The 19712-nt window shown below is 44.0% G+C and carries 19 protein-coding genes; 4 read left to right on the top strand and 15 right to left on the bottom strand.

Features of this window, described 5'->3' with window-relative positions:
• Nucleotides 1-29: 29 nt before the first annotated feature.
• The 3 genes from NSQ50_RS12690 to NSQ50_RS12680 all read right to left on the bottom strand — a co-directional run bounded on the left by NSQ50_RS12690 (nucleotide 30) and on the right by NSQ50_RS12680 (nucleotide 3305).
• Nucleotides 30-893, bottom strand: coding sequence for a carbohydrate ABC transporter permease (locus NSQ50_RS12690; RefSeq protein WP_038570403.1), 864 nt, complete (start codon nucleotides 891-893; stop codon nucleotides 30-32).
• Entirely contained in the window at nucleotides 890-1843 is a 954-nt protein-coding gene (locus tag NSQ50_RS12685) for a carbohydrate ABC transporter permease (protein ID WP_036686279.1), read from the bottom strand. Before NSQ50_RS12685 ends, NSQ50_RS12690 begins: the two co-directional genes overlap by 4 nt.
• Before the next feature lie 103 nt (nucleotides 1844-1946).
• On the bottom strand, nucleotides 1947-3305 hold the full coding sequence (locus NSQ50_RS12680) for an ABC transporter substrate-binding protein (protein WP_036686277.1): 1359 nt from the start codon (nucleotides 3303-3305) through the stop codon (nucleotides 1947-1949).
• Nucleotides 3306-3597: 292 nt separating this feature from the next.
• Here NSQ50_RS12680 and NSQ50_RS12675 point away from each other — a divergent pair, with 292 nt between their 5' ends.
• The gene (locus NSQ50_RS12675; protein ID WP_036686275.1) at nucleotides 3598-3810 is read left to right on the top strand and encodes a hypothetical protein; all 213 of its coding nucleotides are present in this window, start codon (nucleotides 3598-3600) and stop codon (nucleotides 3808-3810) included.
• Between the two features lie 78 nt (nucleotides 3811-3888).
• Here the strand turns inward: NSQ50_RS12675 and NSQ50_RS12670 are convergent, their stop codons facing one another.
• The 3 genes from NSQ50_RS12670 to NSQ50_RS12660 form a co-directional block, all read right to left on the bottom strand.
• Complete coding sequence (locus tag NSQ50_RS12670; RefSeq protein ID WP_169744764.1) at nucleotides 3889-4050, bottom strand: hypothetical protein; 162 nt, start codon at nucleotides 4048-4050, stop codon at nucleotides 3889-3891.
• Nucleotides 4051-4220: 170 nt separating this feature from the next.
• The gene (locus NSQ50_RS12665; protein ID WP_076144048.1) at nucleotides 4221-4814 is read right to left on the bottom strand and encodes an LOG family protein; all 594 of its coding nucleotides are present in this window, start codon (nucleotides 4812-4814) and stop codon (nucleotides 4221-4223) included.
• Nucleotides 4815-4903: 89 nt separating this feature from the next.
• Nucleotides 4904-6463 carry an RCC1 domain-containing protein gene (locus tag NSQ50_RS12660; RefSeq protein WP_076144050.1) on the bottom strand — a complete coding sequence of 520 codons (1560 nt, stop codon included), beginning with the start codon at nucleotides 6461-6463 and terminating at the stop codon, nucleotides 4904-4906.
• A 194-nt stretch (nucleotides 6464-6657) separates the two neighbouring features.
• Here NSQ50_RS12660 and NSQ50_RS12655 point away from each other — a divergent pair, with 194 nt between their 5' ends.
• Nucleotides 6658-7329, top strand: coding sequence for a tetratricopeptide repeat protein (locus NSQ50_RS12655; protein ID WP_038570388.1), 672 nt, complete (start codon nucleotides 6658-6660; stop codon nucleotides 7327-7329).
• 85 nt (nucleotides 7330-7414) lie between these two features.
• Here NSQ50_RS12655 and NSQ50_RS12650 read toward each other — a convergent pair whose 3' ends face one another.
• The 5 genes from NSQ50_RS12650 to rpiA all read right to left on the bottom strand — a co-directional run bounded on the left by NSQ50_RS12650 (nucleotide 7415) and on the right by rpiA (nucleotide 12798).
• Nucleotides 7415-10576, bottom strand: a complete 3162-nt coding sequence (locus NSQ50_RS12650; RefSeq protein ID WP_076144051.1) for an MMPL family transporter — start codon at nucleotides 10574-10576, stop codon at nucleotides 7415-7417.
• Entirely contained in the window at nucleotides 10573-11028 is a 456-nt protein-coding gene (locus tag NSQ50_RS12645) for a MarR family winged helix-turn-helix transcriptional regulator (RefSeq protein WP_036686266.1), read from the bottom strand. Before NSQ50_RS12645 ends, NSQ50_RS12650 begins: the two co-directional genes overlap by 4 nt.
• A 172-nt stretch (nucleotides 11029-11200) precedes the next feature.
• Nucleotides 11201-11641, bottom strand: coding sequence for a GNAT family N-acetyltransferase (locus tag NSQ50_RS12640; RefSeq protein ID WP_038570379.1), 441 nt, complete (start codon nucleotides 11639-11641; stop codon nucleotides 11201-11203).
• 3 nt (nucleotides 11642-11644) lie between these two features.
• Nucleotides 11645-12121, bottom strand: coding sequence for a VanZ family protein (locus NSQ50_RS12635; protein ID WP_141118495.1), 477 nt, complete (start codon nucleotides 12119-12121; stop codon nucleotides 11645-11647).
• Complete coding sequence (gene rpiA, locus NSQ50_RS12630; RefSeq protein WP_143760539.1) at nucleotides 12118-12798, bottom strand: ribose-5-phosphate isomerase RpiA; 681 nt, start codon at nucleotides 12796-12798, stop codon at nucleotides 12118-12120. Before rpiA ends, NSQ50_RS12635 begins: the two co-directional genes overlap by 4 nt.
• An 81-nt stretch (nucleotides 12799-12879) precedes the next feature.
• Between rpiA and NSQ50_RS12625 the strand changes: the two genes are divergently transcribed.
• A complete protein-coding gene (locus NSQ50_RS12625; RefSeq protein WP_036686261.1) occupies nucleotides 12880-13077 on the top strand; it encodes a hypothetical protein in 198 nt (65 codons plus the stop codon).
• A 154-nt stretch (nucleotides 13078-13231) separates the two neighbouring features.
• Here the strand turns inward: NSQ50_RS12625 and NSQ50_RS12620 are convergent, their stop codons facing one another.
• Nucleotides 13232-13687 (bottom strand): hypothetical protein, encoded by a 456-nt coding sequence (locus NSQ50_RS12620; protein ID WP_076101672.1) that lies wholly within the window; start codon nucleotides 13685-13687, stop codon nucleotides 13232-13234.
• A gap of 231 nt (nucleotides 13688-13918) precedes the next feature.
• On the opposite strand from NSQ50_RS12620, the gene fsa reads away from it, so the two are divergent.
• Nucleotides 13919-14566 (top strand): fructose-6-phosphate aldolase, encoded by a 648-nt coding sequence (gene fsa, locus NSQ50_RS12615; RefSeq protein WP_036686257.1) that lies wholly within the window; start codon nucleotides 13919-13921, stop codon nucleotides 14564-14566.
• Between the two features lie 56 nt (nucleotides 14567-14622).
• On the opposite strand, the gene NSQ50_RS12610 is transcribed toward fsa, so the two are convergent.
• From NSQ50_RS12610 to NSQ50_RS12600, 3 genes are all read right to left on the bottom strand, one after another.
• On the bottom strand, nucleotides 14623-15936 hold the full coding sequence (locus NSQ50_RS12610) for an MFS transporter (protein ID WP_080742475.1): 1314 nt from the start codon (nucleotides 15934-15936) through the stop codon (nucleotides 14623-14625).
• Nucleotides 15937-16068: 132 nt separating this feature from the next.
• Entirely contained in the window at nucleotides 16069-18420 is a 2352-nt protein-coding gene (gene helD, locus NSQ50_RS12605; protein WP_038570373.1) for an RNA polymerase recycling motor HelD, read from the bottom strand.
• A 220-nt stretch (nucleotides 18421-18640) separates the two neighbouring features.
• Nucleotides 18641-19684 carry an FUSC family protein gene (locus NSQ50_RS12600; RefSeq protein ID WP_038570371.1) on the bottom strand — a complete coding sequence of 348 codons (1044 nt, stop codon included), beginning with the start codon at nucleotides 19682-19684 and terminating at the stop codon, nucleotides 18641-18643.
• Nucleotides 19685-19712 lie beyond the last annotated feature (28 nt).

The following is a 19712-nucleotide window of genomic DNA, read 5'->3' as shown; positions in this document are numbered from 1 at the left end:
CTATTCCCTGTAAAGATCAAAAAGTAAGATCAGCTCTTAATAGCTCCAGAAGTAAGTCCAGCAATCACCCAGCGGCTAAATAACAGGAATACAATCAGCAGTGGCAAGGTTGCCGTAAATGTTGCTGACATGATCATTCCGTAGTCTAGACCATCGCGATTGGAGAACAGCTGCTGGAGCGCAATTTGAATTGTGAAATGCTCTTGATTCTTCAGTACCACTAAAGGCCAGAAGAAGTCATTCCAAACGGTCATAAAGTTCAGGATACCTAGTGTTGCCATAGCTGGAGTAATGACCGGGATAGCGATGTTCCAGAAGATCCGGAAATGTCCGCCGCCATCGATCCGACCTGCTTCAATCAATTCCGTATGTACAGCTGTAGTGATATACTGCCGCATCCAGAAGATCCCGAAAGCATTAACCATCGCCGGAACAATAAGTGCCTTGAAGGAGTCTATCCAGTGGAGCTTGGCCATAATTACGTAAGTAGGTAATACACCAAGCTGCTGTGGCACAAATAATGTAGCAATTACAAAGTAGAACAGAAAATTTTTAAACGGAAATTCATATTTGGCAAAGGCATAACCTGCCAGTGTACAGAAAAACACGACTGATATTGTAACCATAGAAGAGACAAATAAAGAGTTGCCCAAGGCTTGAAAGAAGTCCGTTTTGTCCAGTACCCGCTGGAAATTCTCAAAAAACTGGTCTCCAACCGTAAGCAAAGGTGGCACATGGAATACTGCGCCTCTGTCATTAGTGCCAACTACAAACATCCAGTAAAAAGGAAAAATGGACACGAGCGCACCAACAATCAGCAGCAGATAAAATCCTAACTTGCCGATGATCCCTAGATCATCCGGATCTTTTTTAAATACACGCAGCGTACTCACGCTTTACCCCCTCCCGTATCTCCACCCATGCGATTTGAGACCAGCATATTGAGGACAGAGAAAATAATCGTGACCAGGAACAGCAAGACTGCCGTAGCTGCTGCCGTACCAAAAAATCCGTTGCGGAATGCTTCGCTATACAAATAAGTAACCATAGTGATTCCTTCCTGACGTGTAGATCCAGTTCCCGCTTGGCCCAAAAATACATAAGGCTCAGTGAACAGCTGCAAGGCACCTATAGTTGAAAGCAAGGTAACAAATACAATGAATGGCTTCAATAGCGGTAACGTTATAAAGGTTAGCTGTTGTCTTCTGTTCGCACCGTCAATACGTGCCGCTTCATATAGATCCGTAGGGATACTTTGCAAGCCTGATAGAAAAATAATGGCATTATACCCCGTCCAGCGCCACATAACCATCGTAGAAATGGCGATTTTAACGCCCCACCAGCCAGAGTTGAAGGCCATACTATCCAGTCCCAAGCCGTTTAGAATCCAGTTGATCATTCCGTTGTTGCCAAACAGTGTACTGAACACGAGCGTAACCGCAACGATAGACGTAATATTAGGCATAAAAAATAAAACCCGGAACGTCTTCTTAAAGCGAGTCATCGCTGAATTCAGCAAAACAGCAATCAATAGAGCTAGTAATATCTGTGGAACAGTACCCATAAGCCCCATAATTAAAGTGTTGCTAAAAGAAATCCAGAAAGTCGGATCACTTGTGACCAGATCATAGTTTTTCCACCCTACAAATTTCATAGGATTCAGGGCATCCCATTTAAAGAACGAGAGATAGATCGTGAAAAAGATCGGATATAGTCCAAATATCGAGAACAGAATAAAAAAGGGCGAAATAAATGTGTACGCAGTGATGCGGCTCCTTCTTTGTTCAGTTAAAAAGCGGCGCTTGCTCTCGGCATGCGGACTTGAAATAACAGGTTGTGCCATGTCACACCTCCAGGTAATCTAACGTGTAAATCCGAATTCACAGAGAATGTTTCACTCTATGAATCCGGACCTTCTAGAAATTAAATTTCATAAGCTTGAAATCTTAGCTGCGTTCAGCCAATGTTTTCGCTTGTTTTACTGCTTCGTTCCATTCTTTGGTCGGATCTGCTTTTTTCTCCAACACATTTTTCAAGGCGTTTTTGAAGAAAGTATCGGTTTGGTCATGAAGCGGACCGTAGTATACAGGTTTTACCCGGTTTGCTGCTTTACCGAATTCTACAGCGGTTTGTTGTCCACCGAAGAAATCATCTTTGAAATCTACGAATGCAGGATCTTCATACAGTGCAGGAATGGAAGGCATAAGTCCTTTAGTTTTGAACGATTCCAGTTGGTTTTCCTTGTTATCCATCCATGCGATAAAGTCATAAGCTTCTTTCGAGTGTTTGCCTTCTTTTGGCAGCGTCAGGAACGAGCCACCCCAGTTACCAGCACCTTCAGGGAGCTGAGCAATTTTCCATTTCCCAGAGGAGTCTGGAGCATTACTCTTAACATTTCCTGCCATCCAAGCTGGTCCCATAACTACTGCAAATGAACCGTCGTTCATGCCTTGACCCCATTCAGGAGACCAGAGCATAACATTGCTGATCCAGCCTTCTTGAATACCTTTAACCGTGAAATCATAAGCTTTTTTGACTTGCGGATTGGTATCTCCAATAAAGCTGCCATCAGCTTTGCTGAAATAGATTTCATCAGCAGATTGGTCACGCAAAGCATTAAAGGTAAGATCCGTAAGGTCTACAAATGGTTTGCCTGTTTTTTCTTTGAAAGCTTTGGCAACAGCTGCGAACTTATCCCAAGTATCAATAGCAGCGCCGAATCCTTCGGAATCACTTGGCAGTCCAGCCTCTTCAGCCAAATCTGTGCGGTAATATACGACCGTTGGGCCGATATCTGTTGGAAGACCCAGCTGGAAGCTGCCATCTACGGAAGATGCTTGTTTCCATTTCCAATCCAGATAGTTGGCTTGAATATCTTTGGCACCCAGATCATTCAGGTTATAGAACTTGTCCTGAGCGTTGATGAAACGTTCCATGAAACCGATTTCAAGTTGGAAAATATCAGGTGCACCCGATCCTGCCGACAAAGCAGTGGTCAAATTATTATGGTGAGCGGTTTGGTCACCGGTATTTTGCACTTTGATCGTAATGTTTGGATGTTCCTTAGTGTACTCCTTCGCTAAATCCTCGTAGTTCACGTTGCCCAACGTCCAGAAAGAAAGTTCGATTTTCTCAGCCGGTTCTGTTCCCTCATCTTTAGTAGGTTCACTAGTGCTTGCTGCGTTGTTACCTGTATTTTTGTTCGATGTGTTGTTGTTCTCGGCGTTGTTGCCTCCGCATGCTGCCAGTGAACCTACGAGCATGATAGCGACTAACGATAGCGCCAAGTGTTTTACTTTATTCATTCCCCTGTACCCCTTTCAAAGGTTTCTCTTACAAGAATTAGTGTACAGGGTTTAAATTCTTTTTTTGAGGAGGTAAACTTCCGATTTATGGTGGAAATAATTACGAAACGTGGAAAAGCTCAAACAAATATTTCGTACAGGCCTATACCTGCTAAGGAGGGAGTATAGAATTTTGTCCAATTATGTTCCTCACAGGATACATGTACTTCATCTTAAATTGGATTTCTTGTGCTTCCGCAGGTATACTATTTTTATTTCTTACTTCATTACATGATCAAAGGAGTTATTCCCCATGCCAATTAATCGCCCGCTGCTAACCGACAGCGATTTCCAAGAAGCCGTTGACCGCAAATTACCTGTTCGTGTATTTCAGGACGATCATTTAGTAAATTCAGGAGCTACCGTTGTCCGCTTCACTGATTTTGATGTTGTTATTCAATCTAGAGTTAGTGATCTGACTTACTACTCTCGCAAGAGCTGCGAATTTTTTGAGGTCAGACCCTAAAGAAAGCCGGAATGCAATGATCTCTAAGATCATCGCGTTCCGGCTTTCTTTAACAAACATAGGTTATAGCTTTCATACTTAATTTTTGTTGTAGGTGCTGTACACTTTCATTTTCTCATTCAGAACTTCCTGGAAACTCATTCTCTTCTTGTCTGCTTTCCCTTGCTTGGGATTGACCACGGGTTGAGGTCTAAAAAACTGATGATTGTAAGCCATAAGATTATGTACGATCACATTCATTGGATTTCAACCTCCTTCCGTAATGTTCCTGGATTTTGCATTTCTGCTTAATTACTTACGGCTTATTTACCCAGCTTCGCCAAAATTCAAACAGTTTTATCTCCCCCTAATGTCAAAAAAAACCTCCAAGCCATATAAAACAGCTGGAGGTTGTTCATATTCTTATTGTTTTAGCGTTGTGACGGGAACCTTGCTTTCCCCTTCGTTTCATTACTATGATCAATCCGACCGCGCATCAGTTCAAGCAAATATTCGGGATCTGAGTTCGTATGCAGCATTTGGAGTGCAGTTTTTGGTGCAAAACCTTCAGCCACACTATGTGAAATCAAGGCTTGCAGTGGATTAAAATAACCTCGAACATTCAGCAGCCCTATAGGCTTCTGATGAATACCAATCTGCATCCAGCACAGAATTTCAAACAGCTCATCAAAGGTTCCAAGACCTCCCGGCAAAGCAATAAAAGCATCCGCCATACCGCTCATTACCGCCTTACGTTCATGCATACTGGAGACCTCAATCAAATTCGTCAATCCGGAGTGTCTGATTTCATCTTGAAAAAGATCCACTGACATAATTCCTACAGCTTCGCCGCCATTCGCAAGTACCCCGTCCGCAACCTGTCCCATAAGGCCATTCCGCGAACCTCCATAGACCAACCTACAGCCTTGTGCCGCTATATGATAACCTAATTCCCTAGCCATTTCCGTATATTCAGAGTTAAGACCTGGATTCGATCCGGCAAACACACATATTGTAAAAGCCATTCCTATCACTCCAGACTGGTTATTATGGTGCAATTGAGATTAATTCACTTATTGTACCTCAGAATATTAATATAAGTGTTAAATGAAAATCATCTTTTTGTCTGTAATGTTAATTGGTACAGCGTACTATTCCAATCCGCAGAAAGACCTAGAGCTTTAGCCAAAGCTGCTGCTGGAACTAGCGAAGTATAGCTTACTTTAATGGATTCTGCTGACGGTAATGAAATTTTCTTTCCAGCTTTCGTCAACGTCAGTTCCCCCTCCAAAGAGAGGGTATATCCCAGACTTTCTGTTACATCCCTAATCGGTACTTTTACACTACCATCCTTAAAAATAGCGGACTGTACGGAGTCAATTTTTTGACCATCTACAATTACAGTAACAGGCTTTAAAATAGGAGATATAGCAAAAGGACGTGAATCAACAGCACTAATTCCGAGTTGACCAAACATATTCGTTCCCCAAGCCACAGCTGTACCATCCTTCAGGACTGCATACTTACTATTCTCACCCTTGGCAAAAGAAACAGGATCACTTAGTCCTTTTATTAACTTAGGCTGCGTAAAAACCAAACGGTTGTCGGTTGTAGGTTGGGTACTCCAAGTCCACACGGTGCCATCTTTTTTAACAGCTACAAAGTTGCCTAAATCCAGCGTAAGTTTCGAGATCGATTTTACGGCTGTAATCTTTTGCAGACCTTGTAGTGAGGTACCAGCTTTCCATACCCAGTATTCTCCTTTTTTATTGGCAACAAGGTTGAAGCCGTTTTTCGTCTGGACAGATACAATATCCGTAAGACCTGGCATCTTGCTCATCGTGACTTCGTTATAATTATTGCTGTCAATTGTTCCCCAGACGCTCCCGCTCTCGGTTAAAGCCAGTATACTGCGATCGCTCATGGAAACAGACTTCACATGGTATAAATCCTTAACTGGGGTCGGTTTCTTCATCACGTTCGTGTTCTCTGTTTGCGGGATAGCACTCCAAATCCACAGGGTACCGTTAGTTCGAATGGCGGCATGATAAATACTGCTTCCGATCCACTTCACTTCGCTTAAACCCTGTACCTTAGTGGCAGCAGGCAGCTCTGTATAGCCCACATCTGAAGCTTCTGGAGGATTCCACTGGAGAAGGCTTCCATCGTTTCTCAAAGCTAATGCACTATGCAATCCTGACGTTATACTAACCACATCTGTCATTCCAGAGATCCCTTGAGGAAGCAGAACCTTGTGTTGTTTAGCACTTGCCCCATTGCCAGCTTCTGCAACACTCTTATCCCGATAATCTCCCCAAGCCTTAACCGTGCCGTCTTCGTTCAGCGCTACATAGTACGCTTCGCCGATCGCCAGCTGTTTCGTATGTTCAAGCCCAGCTATTTTATGGGGAGTAATCGTCCAACCCTCAGGCCCGGCGGCACCATTAGCAAATTGACCAAAAACATTACTCCCCCATGACCAAACAGTTCCATCAGTTCTCACTGCGAAGGAGCTTCCACCCCAGAAACCTGGCGAAGCAACAATCTCCTTAATCCCACTCAACTTCGCAGGTGATGGAGCTGCACTTATAACTTGAGGGACAGACAATGCAGTCACCAGAGTTGAACAAACCAACAAACTAAGCAGCCTTAGCTTCCTTGCAAATAAGTGCATCTTGATTTTCCCTTCTTATGATATTATTGTAATTATTATTTCTATTACACTAAGACGCTATAAAGCTGACAAAAGTTGTACTTTATCTTAAATCCCGGGATTCAGATTGGTTTGAATTATGATATAATTACGCTGCCTTAGATCTGCTCTTATTCAACCGCAATACCGGAACCAAATGATCATGGAGGGAAATCATGCTTAAATTTATAGGTATTATGATGCTTTTCAGATTAGTGGGCAACCCTTTTCTGGCTTTATTCATCCTGCTTGTTATCTTGTATTTCTTAGATCGGCGATACGTGGGGATCTTCCCTAGTATTACAAAGCCCTTCAAACGAGTGCGGCAAATCTCCAAGCTGCGCACAACGGTATCTTTGAATCCAAATGATGTTTCTGCTAAATTTGATTTAGCCCGGAATCTGTCAGAACGTAAAAAGTATAAGGAAGCCAAAGATATTCTGCTACAGATCGAAGACCGTTACGAACAGTCTGCCGAATATTGGGTAGAGCTGGGTCATGTGAATCTTAAGCTGGGCGCTTTTGAAGAAGGCGAAGATCAGATGCTTCGTGGTCTAGAAATCAACCGAAAGGCCCAATATGGTCAGCCATATCTTCGGTTAGCGGAAACCTTTCGCCATACAGATCACGATAAAGCGTTGCATTACGTTACTCAATTTCAAGAGATTCAGTCTTCCTCTAGTGAAGCCTATTATTTAGCCGGCTCCATGTACAAAGCATTGGGCAGAACCGAGGATGCTAAACGTGCTTTCGACGAATCCACCGCCATCTACCGTTCGCTACCCAAATATAAAAAACGGCAAGAACGCGGCTGGGCGTTACGTAGCTTTTTTGCCAAGATGAAATAACCTTTGCACTTATATTTCAACCAAAAAACCTCTAGCCGCCTATTTATTTAGGCGAACACTAGAGGTTTTTTGCTGTGTAGAGTGATTACATGTTTACATCTTGTTTAGTGGGTTCTCCACTTTGTTTGACCGCAAATGGCCACCAGTTCCCACGGCCGAAGATCCGTACCATAACAGGGACAAAAAATGGCAAGAAGATTAGCGCATACAAGGCCAACCCTACGAGCACCACTGTTGCAATCTGCATCATCGACAATACGCCTGAAGGATACATCGATGCGAAGGTGCCGCCCAAAATAACTACCGCTGAAAGAATGACTGTTCCCATATTGCGCATGGCATGCAGGATCGCTTCTCGAACATCCCATGTTTTATATTCGTTAAAGCGGGCCATTAAGAAAATACTATAATCTACACCAAGCGCAATCAGCATAACAAAGCTGAAGAATGGCGTTGTCCAGGTAATCCCTTCAAAGTGCAGAAGGTGAACGAATATAGCCTCTGTAACACCCAATGCCGAAAAATAAGTAATCAAAAGAGAAATAATAAGGTAAATCGGCATTACGATTGAACGAAGCAGCAACACCAAGATGATGAAGATCCCACCCAGCATTAAGATTACTGTACGTGTGTAGTCTTCGTTGGAAATATTACGCAAATCGTTCTGACTGCTTGTAACCCCGCTGATTGCAGACTCCGCATTTTCCAGCTTCGTTCCTTTCACTGCACGATCTACTGCTGCTTGAATATCATCAACACTGTCGATAGCTTCTGAACTATATGGATTCTCAGTGAATACCACATCCAGCGTCATCACCTTACGGTCATCAGACAAGTAGGTATCGAATACCTGCTCTATACCTTCAGCTTCAAGAGCCTCAGCCGGTACAAAGAATCCACTCAGCTCATCATCCTTAGCCGCTTGAATCTGATTCAAATAATCTTGTGCGGAAACCAGCCCACTGGTAATTTGTTTCAAGCCGTTTGCACTGTCGCTTAATCCAGTAGTTAAGGCTCCTATCTGCCCTGTTAATTGACCAAAACCATCCGCAAGCTGCTGCTGTCCACCTTGCAATTGATCTAGGCCACTAGTAATGGATGGAATTTTATCTACGATCTGTCCTTGGCCTGTTGCGGCCTGCTCCAGCCCAGATTGCAGCTGACCGATGCCCGCAACGAGCTTAGCTAAACCTTGTGCGAGTGCGCTTTGCCCTGCCGAAGCTTTGGCATAACCAGCATTCGCCTCGTTTAAGCCTGCTGCTGCTCCTTTAAGCTGCTCTGAGATCTGTCCGAGACCCGCCGCCAGCTGCGCTGCCCCAGTACCACTCTGCGTTACGGTGCCTTTAATCGTCAGGTAATTAACATCCTGCAGAATTTCCGGATAACTGCTCTCAAGACCCGTAAAAGAACCATCCAGTCCCTTCAATGCTTCTGCCACACCTTGCAGCTGCTGCGGAAGCTGCCCAAGCCCTTGATCCAACGCAGTTAAACCGCTGCCGATTTTTTTATAGCCCTCCAGCAGCTTCGTATTGGCATCCGCAAGCTGCTTAGCACTAGCAGCTGCCTGTTGAAGTCCTGCTTTGATCTCTCCTGCACCTGCTGAGCCGGTTTTTATTCCGTTCTCAATACGTGCCAGCCCATCACCTAACGCGACGATACCATCTTTCAGCTCTGCTGTGCCTTCCGTCAGCTTAGCGCTGCCTTGAGCAGCCTCTGTAAGCTTAGGTGCATTTTCACTCAGCTGTTTACTTGCTTCAGACAATCCCGTTTGAATCTTGGTCAGTCCCTCACTGGTCTGATCCAGACCTTCAGATAAAGTCCCCACCTGATTCGGGATTAAAAAATCACTGATCAGCTCTCCCGTTGGACGAGACATGCTGCGCACCGATTTTACGCTGTCCACTTTTTCCAGCTCGCGGCTGATTTTTTCTGCAAGTCCAAGATATTCTGAAGTATCCATCCGGTCATCATTTTTGATTACGATCTTGCCAGGCATGGATTCACCCGGCCCGAAACTATCCGAAATGATGTTAAATCCTTTTACCGAGGCATATTCTGAGCCAATTTCCTCCAAGCTGTTGAAGGACAGCTTTCCGCTATAGGTAACAAGGAACGGAGCTACGATTACTGCAACAATTAGCAGCGCGGCCCATGGTCTTTTTAAGGAAAAAGAACCTGCTGCTCCCCAAATACGGCTCTCACTGTGCTCCAGCTTGCCGCGTGAAGGCCAGAAGAGCTTTTTGCCAAGTACCGCCATAAAGAATGGAACAATGGTTACAAGCGCCAGCAGCATAACCGCAATCCCCACGGCAACGGCTACCGCCGAGCGATACAGAATGAATTTGGATAATCCAATCGCTACAAAACCTACGAATACCGCAAGTCCGGAATAGAACACCGTCCCACCAGCCTTACGATAGGTTGCAATAATAGCACTTTTGGTATCTTCTGCTGTCATCATTTCTTCTTTAAAACGACTGATCAATAGGATACAATAATCCGTACCAATCCCGAACATGACCGCAACCATAAAGATTTGAGTAAACGTAGATAATGGAAAATCATAACGGTCTACCAAAAAAGCCACAACAGACTGAGAAACAATATAGCTGAGTCCTACGGTCAGTAGCGGAACAAACGGTGCCACGAACGAACGGAACACCACGAACAGGATAAGTAAAATAAATACTACCGTAATATATTCCGATTTCTTAAGCCCGGCTTCCGAGCTAGCAATCATATCCTCAGTAATCAAACCCTCACTGGTTAAATAATGATCCGCCTTAACATCTGAGAGTAATTCATCCACTTTATCAGGAAGTGCGGTGACAGACTCTCCTCCGCCCTTTATAGACAACGCCACCATTATCGTCTTGCCATCCTTGGCAATCAACGTATCCTTAAGTTCACTTTGTGAAAAAGGATCGGTGATGGAACCAATCTGCAGCGTCTCCTTATTCGCAGCCAACTTCTCAACACCCTGCTGGATACTGGCTGTTTCATCGGCTCCGATTCCCTCAGGATTATTGAATACAAGAGCTACCTGATGCAGTGTCTCTCCGCCCTTGTCATTCGCCGCTTCCTTTAAGATCTCTGCCGCTCTAGAAGAGGAATAGCCATCAGGTACAGTAACCTGCCCCTTCTCACGTACAAGATCAGAGAACGAAGGGGCCGTCATGACCAAAACTACGGCCACAGCGAGCCAGATTGCGATAACCGCCCATCTTGCTTTTAGAATCGTCTTCATGGATTCTTCCCTCCATCATCATTCTGAATTAAATTCGCCAGCTTCTCGAACATCATGACGAACATTTCAATATCCTTCTCTTCAAAATGAAACAAATACGGGGAAATCACTTCATGTACCTGCGTCTCCGCTGCTTCAAAAACTCTTTTCCCGTGCTCAGACATCGATAAATACACCTGGCGGCGATCATTCTCGTCACGAGTTCGCTCGATAATACCCGCATGCACCAATCTGTTGATGATTGCTGTAATGGAGCTTTTACCCACGCAAAAAGATTCAGCAAGATATGTAGACGTACATTGTTCCTGAGCATTAATCAACCGAAGAATTTGATACTGATCATTCGTTGTCTCCGCAGCAATACTATCTTTAATTCTTGCTGCTACTTGTCTGGTCACAATCAAATAAGCATCCATGTAGCGATTGATCCAATGTTGCACTTCGTTATCCAAAGCTTCCTACCTCCAAAATATAGTTCAACTGTCGAACAGTTTCATTGTCAAACTATAATGCCTGCCTTTATAAAAGTCAATTGGCTTTTTTTCGGGCATTTAAAGGCGAAATGCACAAAAAAACAGGCCGAGATTTCTCTCGACCTGCCATTTTATGACCTCCAAAGACTTTTTAGTCCTCATCCTCGGTCTCTTCAACTTCGTATACACATCTTAACATTTCAATTCCGGCTTCATTCTCTCCTAAGCTGTACACCATGAACCCTAGACTGCGATAAAAATCTGCGGCGATTTCATCCTCAGTCTCAGCTACCAGATAACGCGGCTGACGAGTAGCGAGCAGCTCCAGAATCATCCCCCGTGCATAACCTTTCCCTCTATTCTCTGGCAAGACGGCAATATGCCGAATGTCCAAAGAACCGTCTTCGGTTTCTTCGAAGCCTACAAGACCAAGCAGGAGTTCTTCTTCTTCCCAGCCATATAACTTCAGCCCGGCTTGTTCGTTGTACTCAGACGAAGTCTGCTCCAAAGCGTTGGGGTCATCAATGACCGCATACGTCAACAGCTCGTTCACCTCAGGCGAACCAATAAGGGATTTAAGATCTACCAACATTGTTCACATTCCTCCTTCTCTGTTGCTTCTGTACCCGATTCGAAACATACCGTAACCTGTCCATATCCCTAACATGTTTAACAATAAATCATCAATATCAAAGCTTCCCACATGCAGCAGCATTTGCAGAGACTCCAAAAGCAGGATGCAAGGAACAGCATATAAAGAGATTCTTATCCAAGAAATTGGCCGTGTCTTTGCAAGTGGAATTAGTATACCAAATGGAATAAACACAACAACATTTCCAAGCAGATTCACAAACCGGCTGATCAGCGATAACCCGTTATTCATGTCGAAATAAAGTGACACCGTACGTAATGGGATCAAATTGTACTGAAGCGGGCCACCTGTATGAATCTCACGCCCAAAACCGATGAACATCCAATAGATAACAGTAGCACTATACAGAGTCAGCCCTATCCGTGTCAATGCTCTCAGCTTCCGTAAACTGCTAGATTCTCTAGATCTACGAACGATCAATTGCCCGGTTTAACTTCTATAATTTCAATGCTTCCATCTTTTTTACCCACAATAGCCATAGCTGCAATTTCGATAAATAGGCCGTGTTCTACAACTCCCGGAATACTTTGGATGGCCAGTGCCAGCTTCGGTGCGGACTCAATCGCTTCGAACCGGCAGTCTGCGATGTAATTGCCGTTATCTGTCTTGTACAGCTCTTCTCCACTACGACGCAATTCAGGATTGCAACCCAGCTTGGCAAGTTCAGCCACAGTCCATTCCCATGCAAAAGGAACAATTTCTACAGGCAGCGGGAATTTGCCGAGTGTATTTACCACTTTACTCTCATCGGCGATAACGATCATACGAGTACTGTTACTCGCAACAATCTTCTCCCGAAGCAGCGCGCCGCCGCCGCCTTTAATAAGCTGTAGACTACTATCCAGCTCGTCCGCTCCGTCAATGGTCAGGTCCAGACTATCAATATCTCCAAAAGCTACGATTGGAATCCCAAGTTCACGCGCCTGTTCTTCGGAAGCACGGGAGGTTGCTACAGCGGTAATCTTTAGACCTTCACTGACGCGCTCACCAAGCTTGTTGATCGCCCAATAGGCAGTAGATCCAGTGCCAAGGCCGATCTTCATGCCATCTTTTACAAATTCCACTGCTTTTTCCGCGGCTAATTGTTTAACATTGATACTCATTTTATTACCCCCATGTTATCCGTTATAATGATCTATGATGATGTTGAAATCACCTATTGTTCAGGAGGATTCCGGATGAGAACCGAAAACCAAATTCAATCTAAAATCAACGAATTGACACTGCAGCGCAGATCTCTGGAATCAAGATTAGCTTCATTAACAGAAGACAGTCCACAGCAAGATAACCTACAAACTCAGCTCACTAGAGTAGAAGATATGATCATGATGCTGGAATGGGTGCTTAATGCACCCGTAGGGAGATATCATGCCTAAGTGCTGACTGGCATCCATTATTTTACCAATCAATGTGCCGCGGTAGCTGTGTTTAACATAAAACGCGATTGCTTCCGGCTGTTTGATTCTTTTTTATATCCAAATTTGTATTATGCTTTGCGCAGAGCAAAAAATCAATATCTTTCACCCTACTCTATGTATATTGTAAATTCACTGCATCCTCTAGATTGAGAACCATCTCTTTTTCTGTGTGATTAGCCGTCCTGTGTAAGTAGGCTTTATGCTCAGAATACGCATTCAAAGGCATTGGCCTACTAATCTTGTCAAGCATATTACGCTCGACATCGGCCAGTAAGTAATCACCTTTACCCGCAGCAACTCTGCACAGAATAATCATAGCTACAGGCTTGTTCACAACAACCGCTCCATTCGACCGCGCAAATACAGTGTATTGAAATAACGGAATGGCCTCAGGTTCTTCAACACCAGCTGCACTAGATTGGTCAAAGATAGAATACATAAGGGAAGGATCACTTGATGCAGTACCGAGTTTCTTCTGATTAGACACCAACTTGCTGTTCTGGTAGGCAAGGAATCCCGCTGCTGCCAGCACAAGCACAAGTAAAATAAGCAATATCGCATACATCATCCCATCCCCACCCCCCACTCCAAAATAACAATTCCGGTTATATATTATCATGGAGGGAGGCCTAAGCCAATCTTATATTATCTGAAATTCAGCGCATACAGGTAATACTGGTTCTATAAAGTTATTTTGAAATATTCAAAATAACAGTTGAAACTTTGATTTGCATGTCTCATAATGTAAATATGAATGTTGCTTGTCAATCCATATGGAAATCAAGGGAGGAAATTTAAAATGAAGTTTTTCTTGGATACCGGAAACATTGAAGAAATCAAACGTATTACTCGCCTGGGACTAGTGGATGGCGTAACGACTAACCCTTCGCTGATCGCTAAAGAAGGAAGATTGTTCAAGGATGTTATCAAAGAAATCGTTGCAATCGTTCCAGGACCTGTAAGCGCAGAAGTAATCGGACTTACAGCAGAAGAAATGCTCAAAGAAGCATACGAAATTGCTGAATGGGCTCCAAACGTTGTAATTAAACTCCCTATGACTGAAGATGGCTTGGAAGCTTGTTATGAGCTTACTAAAAAAGGCATCAAAACTAACGTTACACTAGTATTCTCCGCGGCTCAAGGTTTGATGGCTGCTAAAGCAGGCGCAACTTATATCTCTCCTTTCGTAGGTCGTCTGGATGATATCGGTGTTGATGGAATGAAGCTGATCAAGGATCTGAAGACTATCCTGACTAACTACAACTTGAAATCCGAGATCATTGCAGCAAGTATCCGCAACATTGCACATGTTGAGCAAGCAGCTATTGCTGGTGCTCACATCGCTACAATCCCAGGCTCACTTCTGCCAACCCTCTGGAAGCACCCGCTGACAGATAACGGTATTGAACGTTTCTTGAAGGATTGGGAATCCGTTCCACAAGCCTAAGAATATCTTTTATTCTTTTATCAAGAGGGCTATCCCACAAGCTGCGGCAACGCAGCTTAGGGATAGCCCTTTTTTCCATCCAGAGACATTGCAGAGGTTTGGCGAACACGTTTCGGCCAGATCGGAGGAATTATCTTCTCTGTATCTTTAACGCCTGGTTCTCCCTTTTCCCCCTTACTCGGAGTTACCGCAAATAAGGTCAGCAATCCACCAATTGCCCCTACTGTAGCCATCAACGCGAACAATACCCAATGCCCACTGCTTAACAGCAGCGATACCACCGGCGGTCCCAACGCTACCCCTATAAACCTCATACTACTATAAAGAGCGGTTATCGTGCCGCTGTTCTCCTTCTCAATCCCCTCCGTGATTAAAGCGTCCATACAAGGAAGTACAATCCCGATTCCAACACAGCCTAAACCCATAAATCCTACTAAAAAATAAATGCCTTTGTTGAATCCCGCACAAATCATGGCCGCAGTCAGTAACACCATTCCTCCAAAGCCCAGCCATTTCATTAGCGTTTTATTCTGACCAATGATCTTTCCTGTGCCATAGGAGGACAGACATAAGAGGGCAAGCGGTATCGCCAGCACAAACCCCTTCGTCGCCCCGTGCATTTTATATTTAGTTTCCAGCATTTCTGATAAATAGAATTGAACACCAAAGGTCACAAACATACAAATGCCGCCTATGGCAAAAATAGCATACAGCCAACGCCCTTTTTTACGTAAAACACTCACAATTCCAGCTAAAAACGCTCGGATTTCCTGTTTCTCAGGTTCATCCTTCGCTTCGGGCTTTCGGACGAGAAATAAAACTAAAAAAAATGAAATTAGACATAGAATGGGAATTGCAATAAAAGGAGCAAACCAGAGCCATATCCCAAGATAGGCACCAAGAATTGGACTGAGAACTTTACCAAACGTATTGGAGGTCTCAATGATTCCCAGACTTTTGCTCACATCCTCTTCTTCCTTGAACAAATCGCCTACAAAGGGTATTACAATTGGAAAAGCACCCGCTGCACCAATTCCTTGCAACAGACGCCCCGCTAAGATCACCCAATAAGCGCTAACCCCCTTCATAAACCAAGCAGCTACCACGCAGACGGCACCACCAATTGCGGCAATGATTAAACTAGGAAGAATAACCTTCTTTCGCCCAAAACGGTCTGACAGATAACCTGCAATAGGGATCATTACAATTGCCATCAATCCATACACGGTAATCAGCATACTGACTTGAAAAGCACTAATGCCTAGTTCTTTGGAGATCTGCGGCAGAATAGGCAGCAGCATGGAGTTACCGAGGGTCATTATTAGTGGGATTGATGCTAAGGCAAGCAGATCCCATTTTCTTTCCTTCATGAACTGACCACCTTTGTCATTGTGTACAACATTCTTTATTGTGGTTTGTTCGCTCTTCTTTATTCATGAAAACAAAAAAACCGTCCCTCCGCTGCTGCGAAAAGGACGATCTTAAAATGAAGAGATCTATGGTTACAGCGATCCGGCGCTTAAAGATGCCACATTAGCGGACGGAATAAAATGACTAGGTTCACCCAGGCTAAAAATATGCAGTAAGTGCATAGCCCGAGTGCAAGCCGTATAAAACAATTTGCGTTCACTTTCTCTGCCATATTGTTCAGCCGAGCCATCAAAGATGACGACCGCATCAAACTCCACACCTTTTGCTAAATAAGCAGGCAGAACCAGTGTCCCCTTCTGAAAATTCGGCGTTTCCTTTGTAACAAGTCTTACCGGCAGGCTACGATTCAGTTCAGCATGAACCCTTGCGCTTTCCTCCGCTGTTTTGCAGATGACAGCTACATAATGATATCCCTCAGAATGCAGCTTCCGGATATCCTGTTCTACAGCATTCAGGAGCTCCTTCTCGCTGGATACCACACTTAGCTGGGGTTCTTCTCCCCGCCGATTAAACGGTACGATCCGTTCTCCTCCAGGGATCATTGACCGCGTAAACTCCACGATCTCATAAGTTGAACGGTAGCTTTGGGTTAACGAAATCACTTCTGTGTTTTCTTCACCATATATACTTACGAGACTAGACAAATCCCCCAGTACCTCACCTTGTGCATAAATGGCCTGGTTCAGGTCGCCTAATACGGTCATTTTTGCTCTTGGAAATAAACGGCGCATGAACTCTAATTGAAATGGAGAGTAGTCTTGTACTTCATCTACAATCACATGGCGGATCAGTGTGTTGGTCCGGAAGCCTTGGCTTAACTCCTTCAGATAAAGGAATGGCGTAGCGTCTTCATAAGCAAGCTCGTTCACTCCAATAGATTCCAATGTCTGCTCACAGATATCATCCCACACCTCTGGTAAAGGATAATCACCATTGAGGCGCTCCATAAGTTCGCGATCTGTAAATAACGTGCTGTACAAGCCCTTAACGTCCACAAATCGACCCCGTTTAGTCCAACCACGCAGTGGTTTGAGCCGCTGGCTGACTACATAACGAGATAACACTTCTTTTTCGGTATCAAAATCGTCAAAGCTATCCTGCGAAGCTTTCTTCTTCCGGCGCAACATCTGATACGCACGGTGATAATCGCTGGAATCCAGCAGCTCGATCTGATCTTCAACCCACTGTGCATTTCTTTCCTCATGGGTAAAATCTGCGATCTTCTTAAGCAGCCAGCGGATCATCAAATCCACACGATTCGCAAGCTTTATGGCAGGATCGTACGCGTAGAATTGGCGTTCCATTTCTTCTTTACTGACCACTGCTTTCCCTTGAAACATTAAAGGTTTAAAAAGCATGCCCTCCTGTTCCAGCAACGTAGCATATCGCCGAATCACATCTAGGAAAGGTACAGACGATTTATAGGCAATGCCTTCTCTGCGTATAGCCACCTCAGGACCATCAGGAGCATTTAGTAGACTTTCGGTCTGACTAAAGACATCTTCGAGCTGGAATTCATGGCCAAGACGATGTTCCAAATACATTTGAAACGTTGTTTGCTGCATATTTTCTTCGCCTAGCTCCGGGAGCACTGTAGATACATAGCTGTTAAACAGCGGATTCGGTGAGAACAGCAGCATTTGATCTGCTGATAATACTTCACGGTATTTATATAGAAGATAAGCTACCCGCTGCAATGCAGCAGACGTTTTCCCGCTTCCCGCTGCTCCTTGCACAACTAGCATCCTGCTTTTGTCGTTGCGGATAATCGCATTTTGCTCTTTCTGAATTGTAGCAACAATACTTTTCATCCGATCGTCAGCGCTATGACTTAGCACCTGCTGCAGCAGCTCATCCCCGATCGTAACCCCAGTGTCAAACATAACTTCAATTACACCGTCAGCAATAACAAACTGGCGTTTAAGGTTCATTGTTCCGGAGACTAATCCTCCAGGTGTTTCATAAGCAGCGGGACCAGGGGCTCCGTCATAATACAGACTGGAAATAGGCGCGCGCCAGTCATAAATCAAAAAGGTACCATCATCCTCCATCAATGATCCAATTCCTAGATAAATCTTTTCCAGCCCGCCAGTTGGTTCCTCGGTGAAATCAATTCGGCCAAAGTAAGGAGAGACAACCAGCTTTTTATATTTTTTCAGCGCTTTGCTTGATTGCAAATGATGACGTTCCCGTTCATTTAGGATTTGGGACTGTTGGCGAAGACTTGTTGAGGTTTCTCCCAAATCATCCGGGCTACTGAAGTTTACGGTTACCTCTTCCCAGAAGTCTTTCCGCATATCCACTACATCACTGCGATGAAGTCCAAGCTCCTCTGATAAATGGCGAATATGGGCTGACAGAAGTTTGGTTACTCCGTCAACCCGTTGCTGTTCCTCTTTCCACTGACTTTCATTGTTATCCACTACATTTCATCCCCTTTTGGAAGGTTGACATTCCATTTGAATCGTGATATGATAAATTTGCATATTTATGTTTTTAAATGCATGTTTATTCGATATCTTCTCATTTTAGCAATTACAAGTTGAGATTTCAAGTATTCTCTTAAATAGATGATCCGGTCCCTAAGGAACCGGATTTTTTTACTGTTACAAAGCTTATATGTTGCTCTTCACAAGGTTATGTTTAGGCTTCGTGCACAGATTCTTTCTCCTCTGCTATACGATTCATCTGATCGGCCACTTTATCTAAGCGCTCCAATTGATATCCGTAATCATAAATCGCCGCTGCCACAACATATAAACGCAGCTGACCTATTTTCTCTGCATTATACCCCAAAATCGCGGTATTCAGAAAATCATCATTGTCTTCTCCCAAGGGTTCGGAATCATTGGCATTGGGCTTTAATTTGTCTTCAAACTTAAGTAAGATGTGCTGATGATATTTGATTAAATGTTCCAAATGATTATCAAATAGAGCATCTGTATGTTCGGTCCGATCCGCCTGGAAATAATGCCGATCTACAGCCTCGAGAACATCGTAACCTTTTTGCAAAGAAGCTAACAGGTTCTTATACACAACCATTTGTCTAGTCTGGCTATACTTGGCCCGTTTTAACTGCTTCTGCTCCTCCTCAAACAATGCATACTTATCCGCCAACGATTTTATGGATGAATGTAAGGCATTTTTTTCATCACGAAATACACTTTCCTTCATCTCATGAGAAACCGCTGTTCTCAGCAATAAAGAGAGGCTTGAAAAAACATTCTCAATTTGCTTAATGTATTGCTTACGAGGTTTTGGAGGAACGACAATAATATTGATTAGAAATGCAGAAACAATACCTGTCAAAGTTAATAAAAAGCGATTAAGTGCGAATTGCCATTCACCCGAAGCCTCCATCACTGTTATTACAGTAACTAACGTAAGACTTATCGTATCCGCCCGGTTGATTTTCATACTGATCATAATGACTAGAATACAGACCAAACCGACTGCTATTGGGCTATTGGATAACAGCATCCCTCCGAGTAAAGCCAGAACGGCCCCCATTGTACTAGTCGTGAGCTGGTCAAGAAAATAACGCCAAGAGCGATAAATAGAGGGCTGCATAGCGAAAATCGCTGCAATCCCTGCACCCACGGCAGAAGGAAATTGAAGCATTACAGCTAAATACAGGGCTAGCGTAACGGCCAAACCTGTTTTAAATATGCGAGCTCCTAAAGCCAAACCTATCCCTCCTAAAAATTAGCCCACG

The sequence above is a fragment of the Paenibacillus sp. FSL R10-2788 genome, from assembly GCF_038003885.1.
In the GTDB taxonomy this organism is placed as follows: Bacteria; Bacillota; Bacilli; order Paenibacillales; family Paenibacillaceae; genus Paenibacillus_AQ; species Paenibacillus_AQ odorifer.
This window is presented reverse-complemented; position numbering and strand designations above follow the sequence as displayed.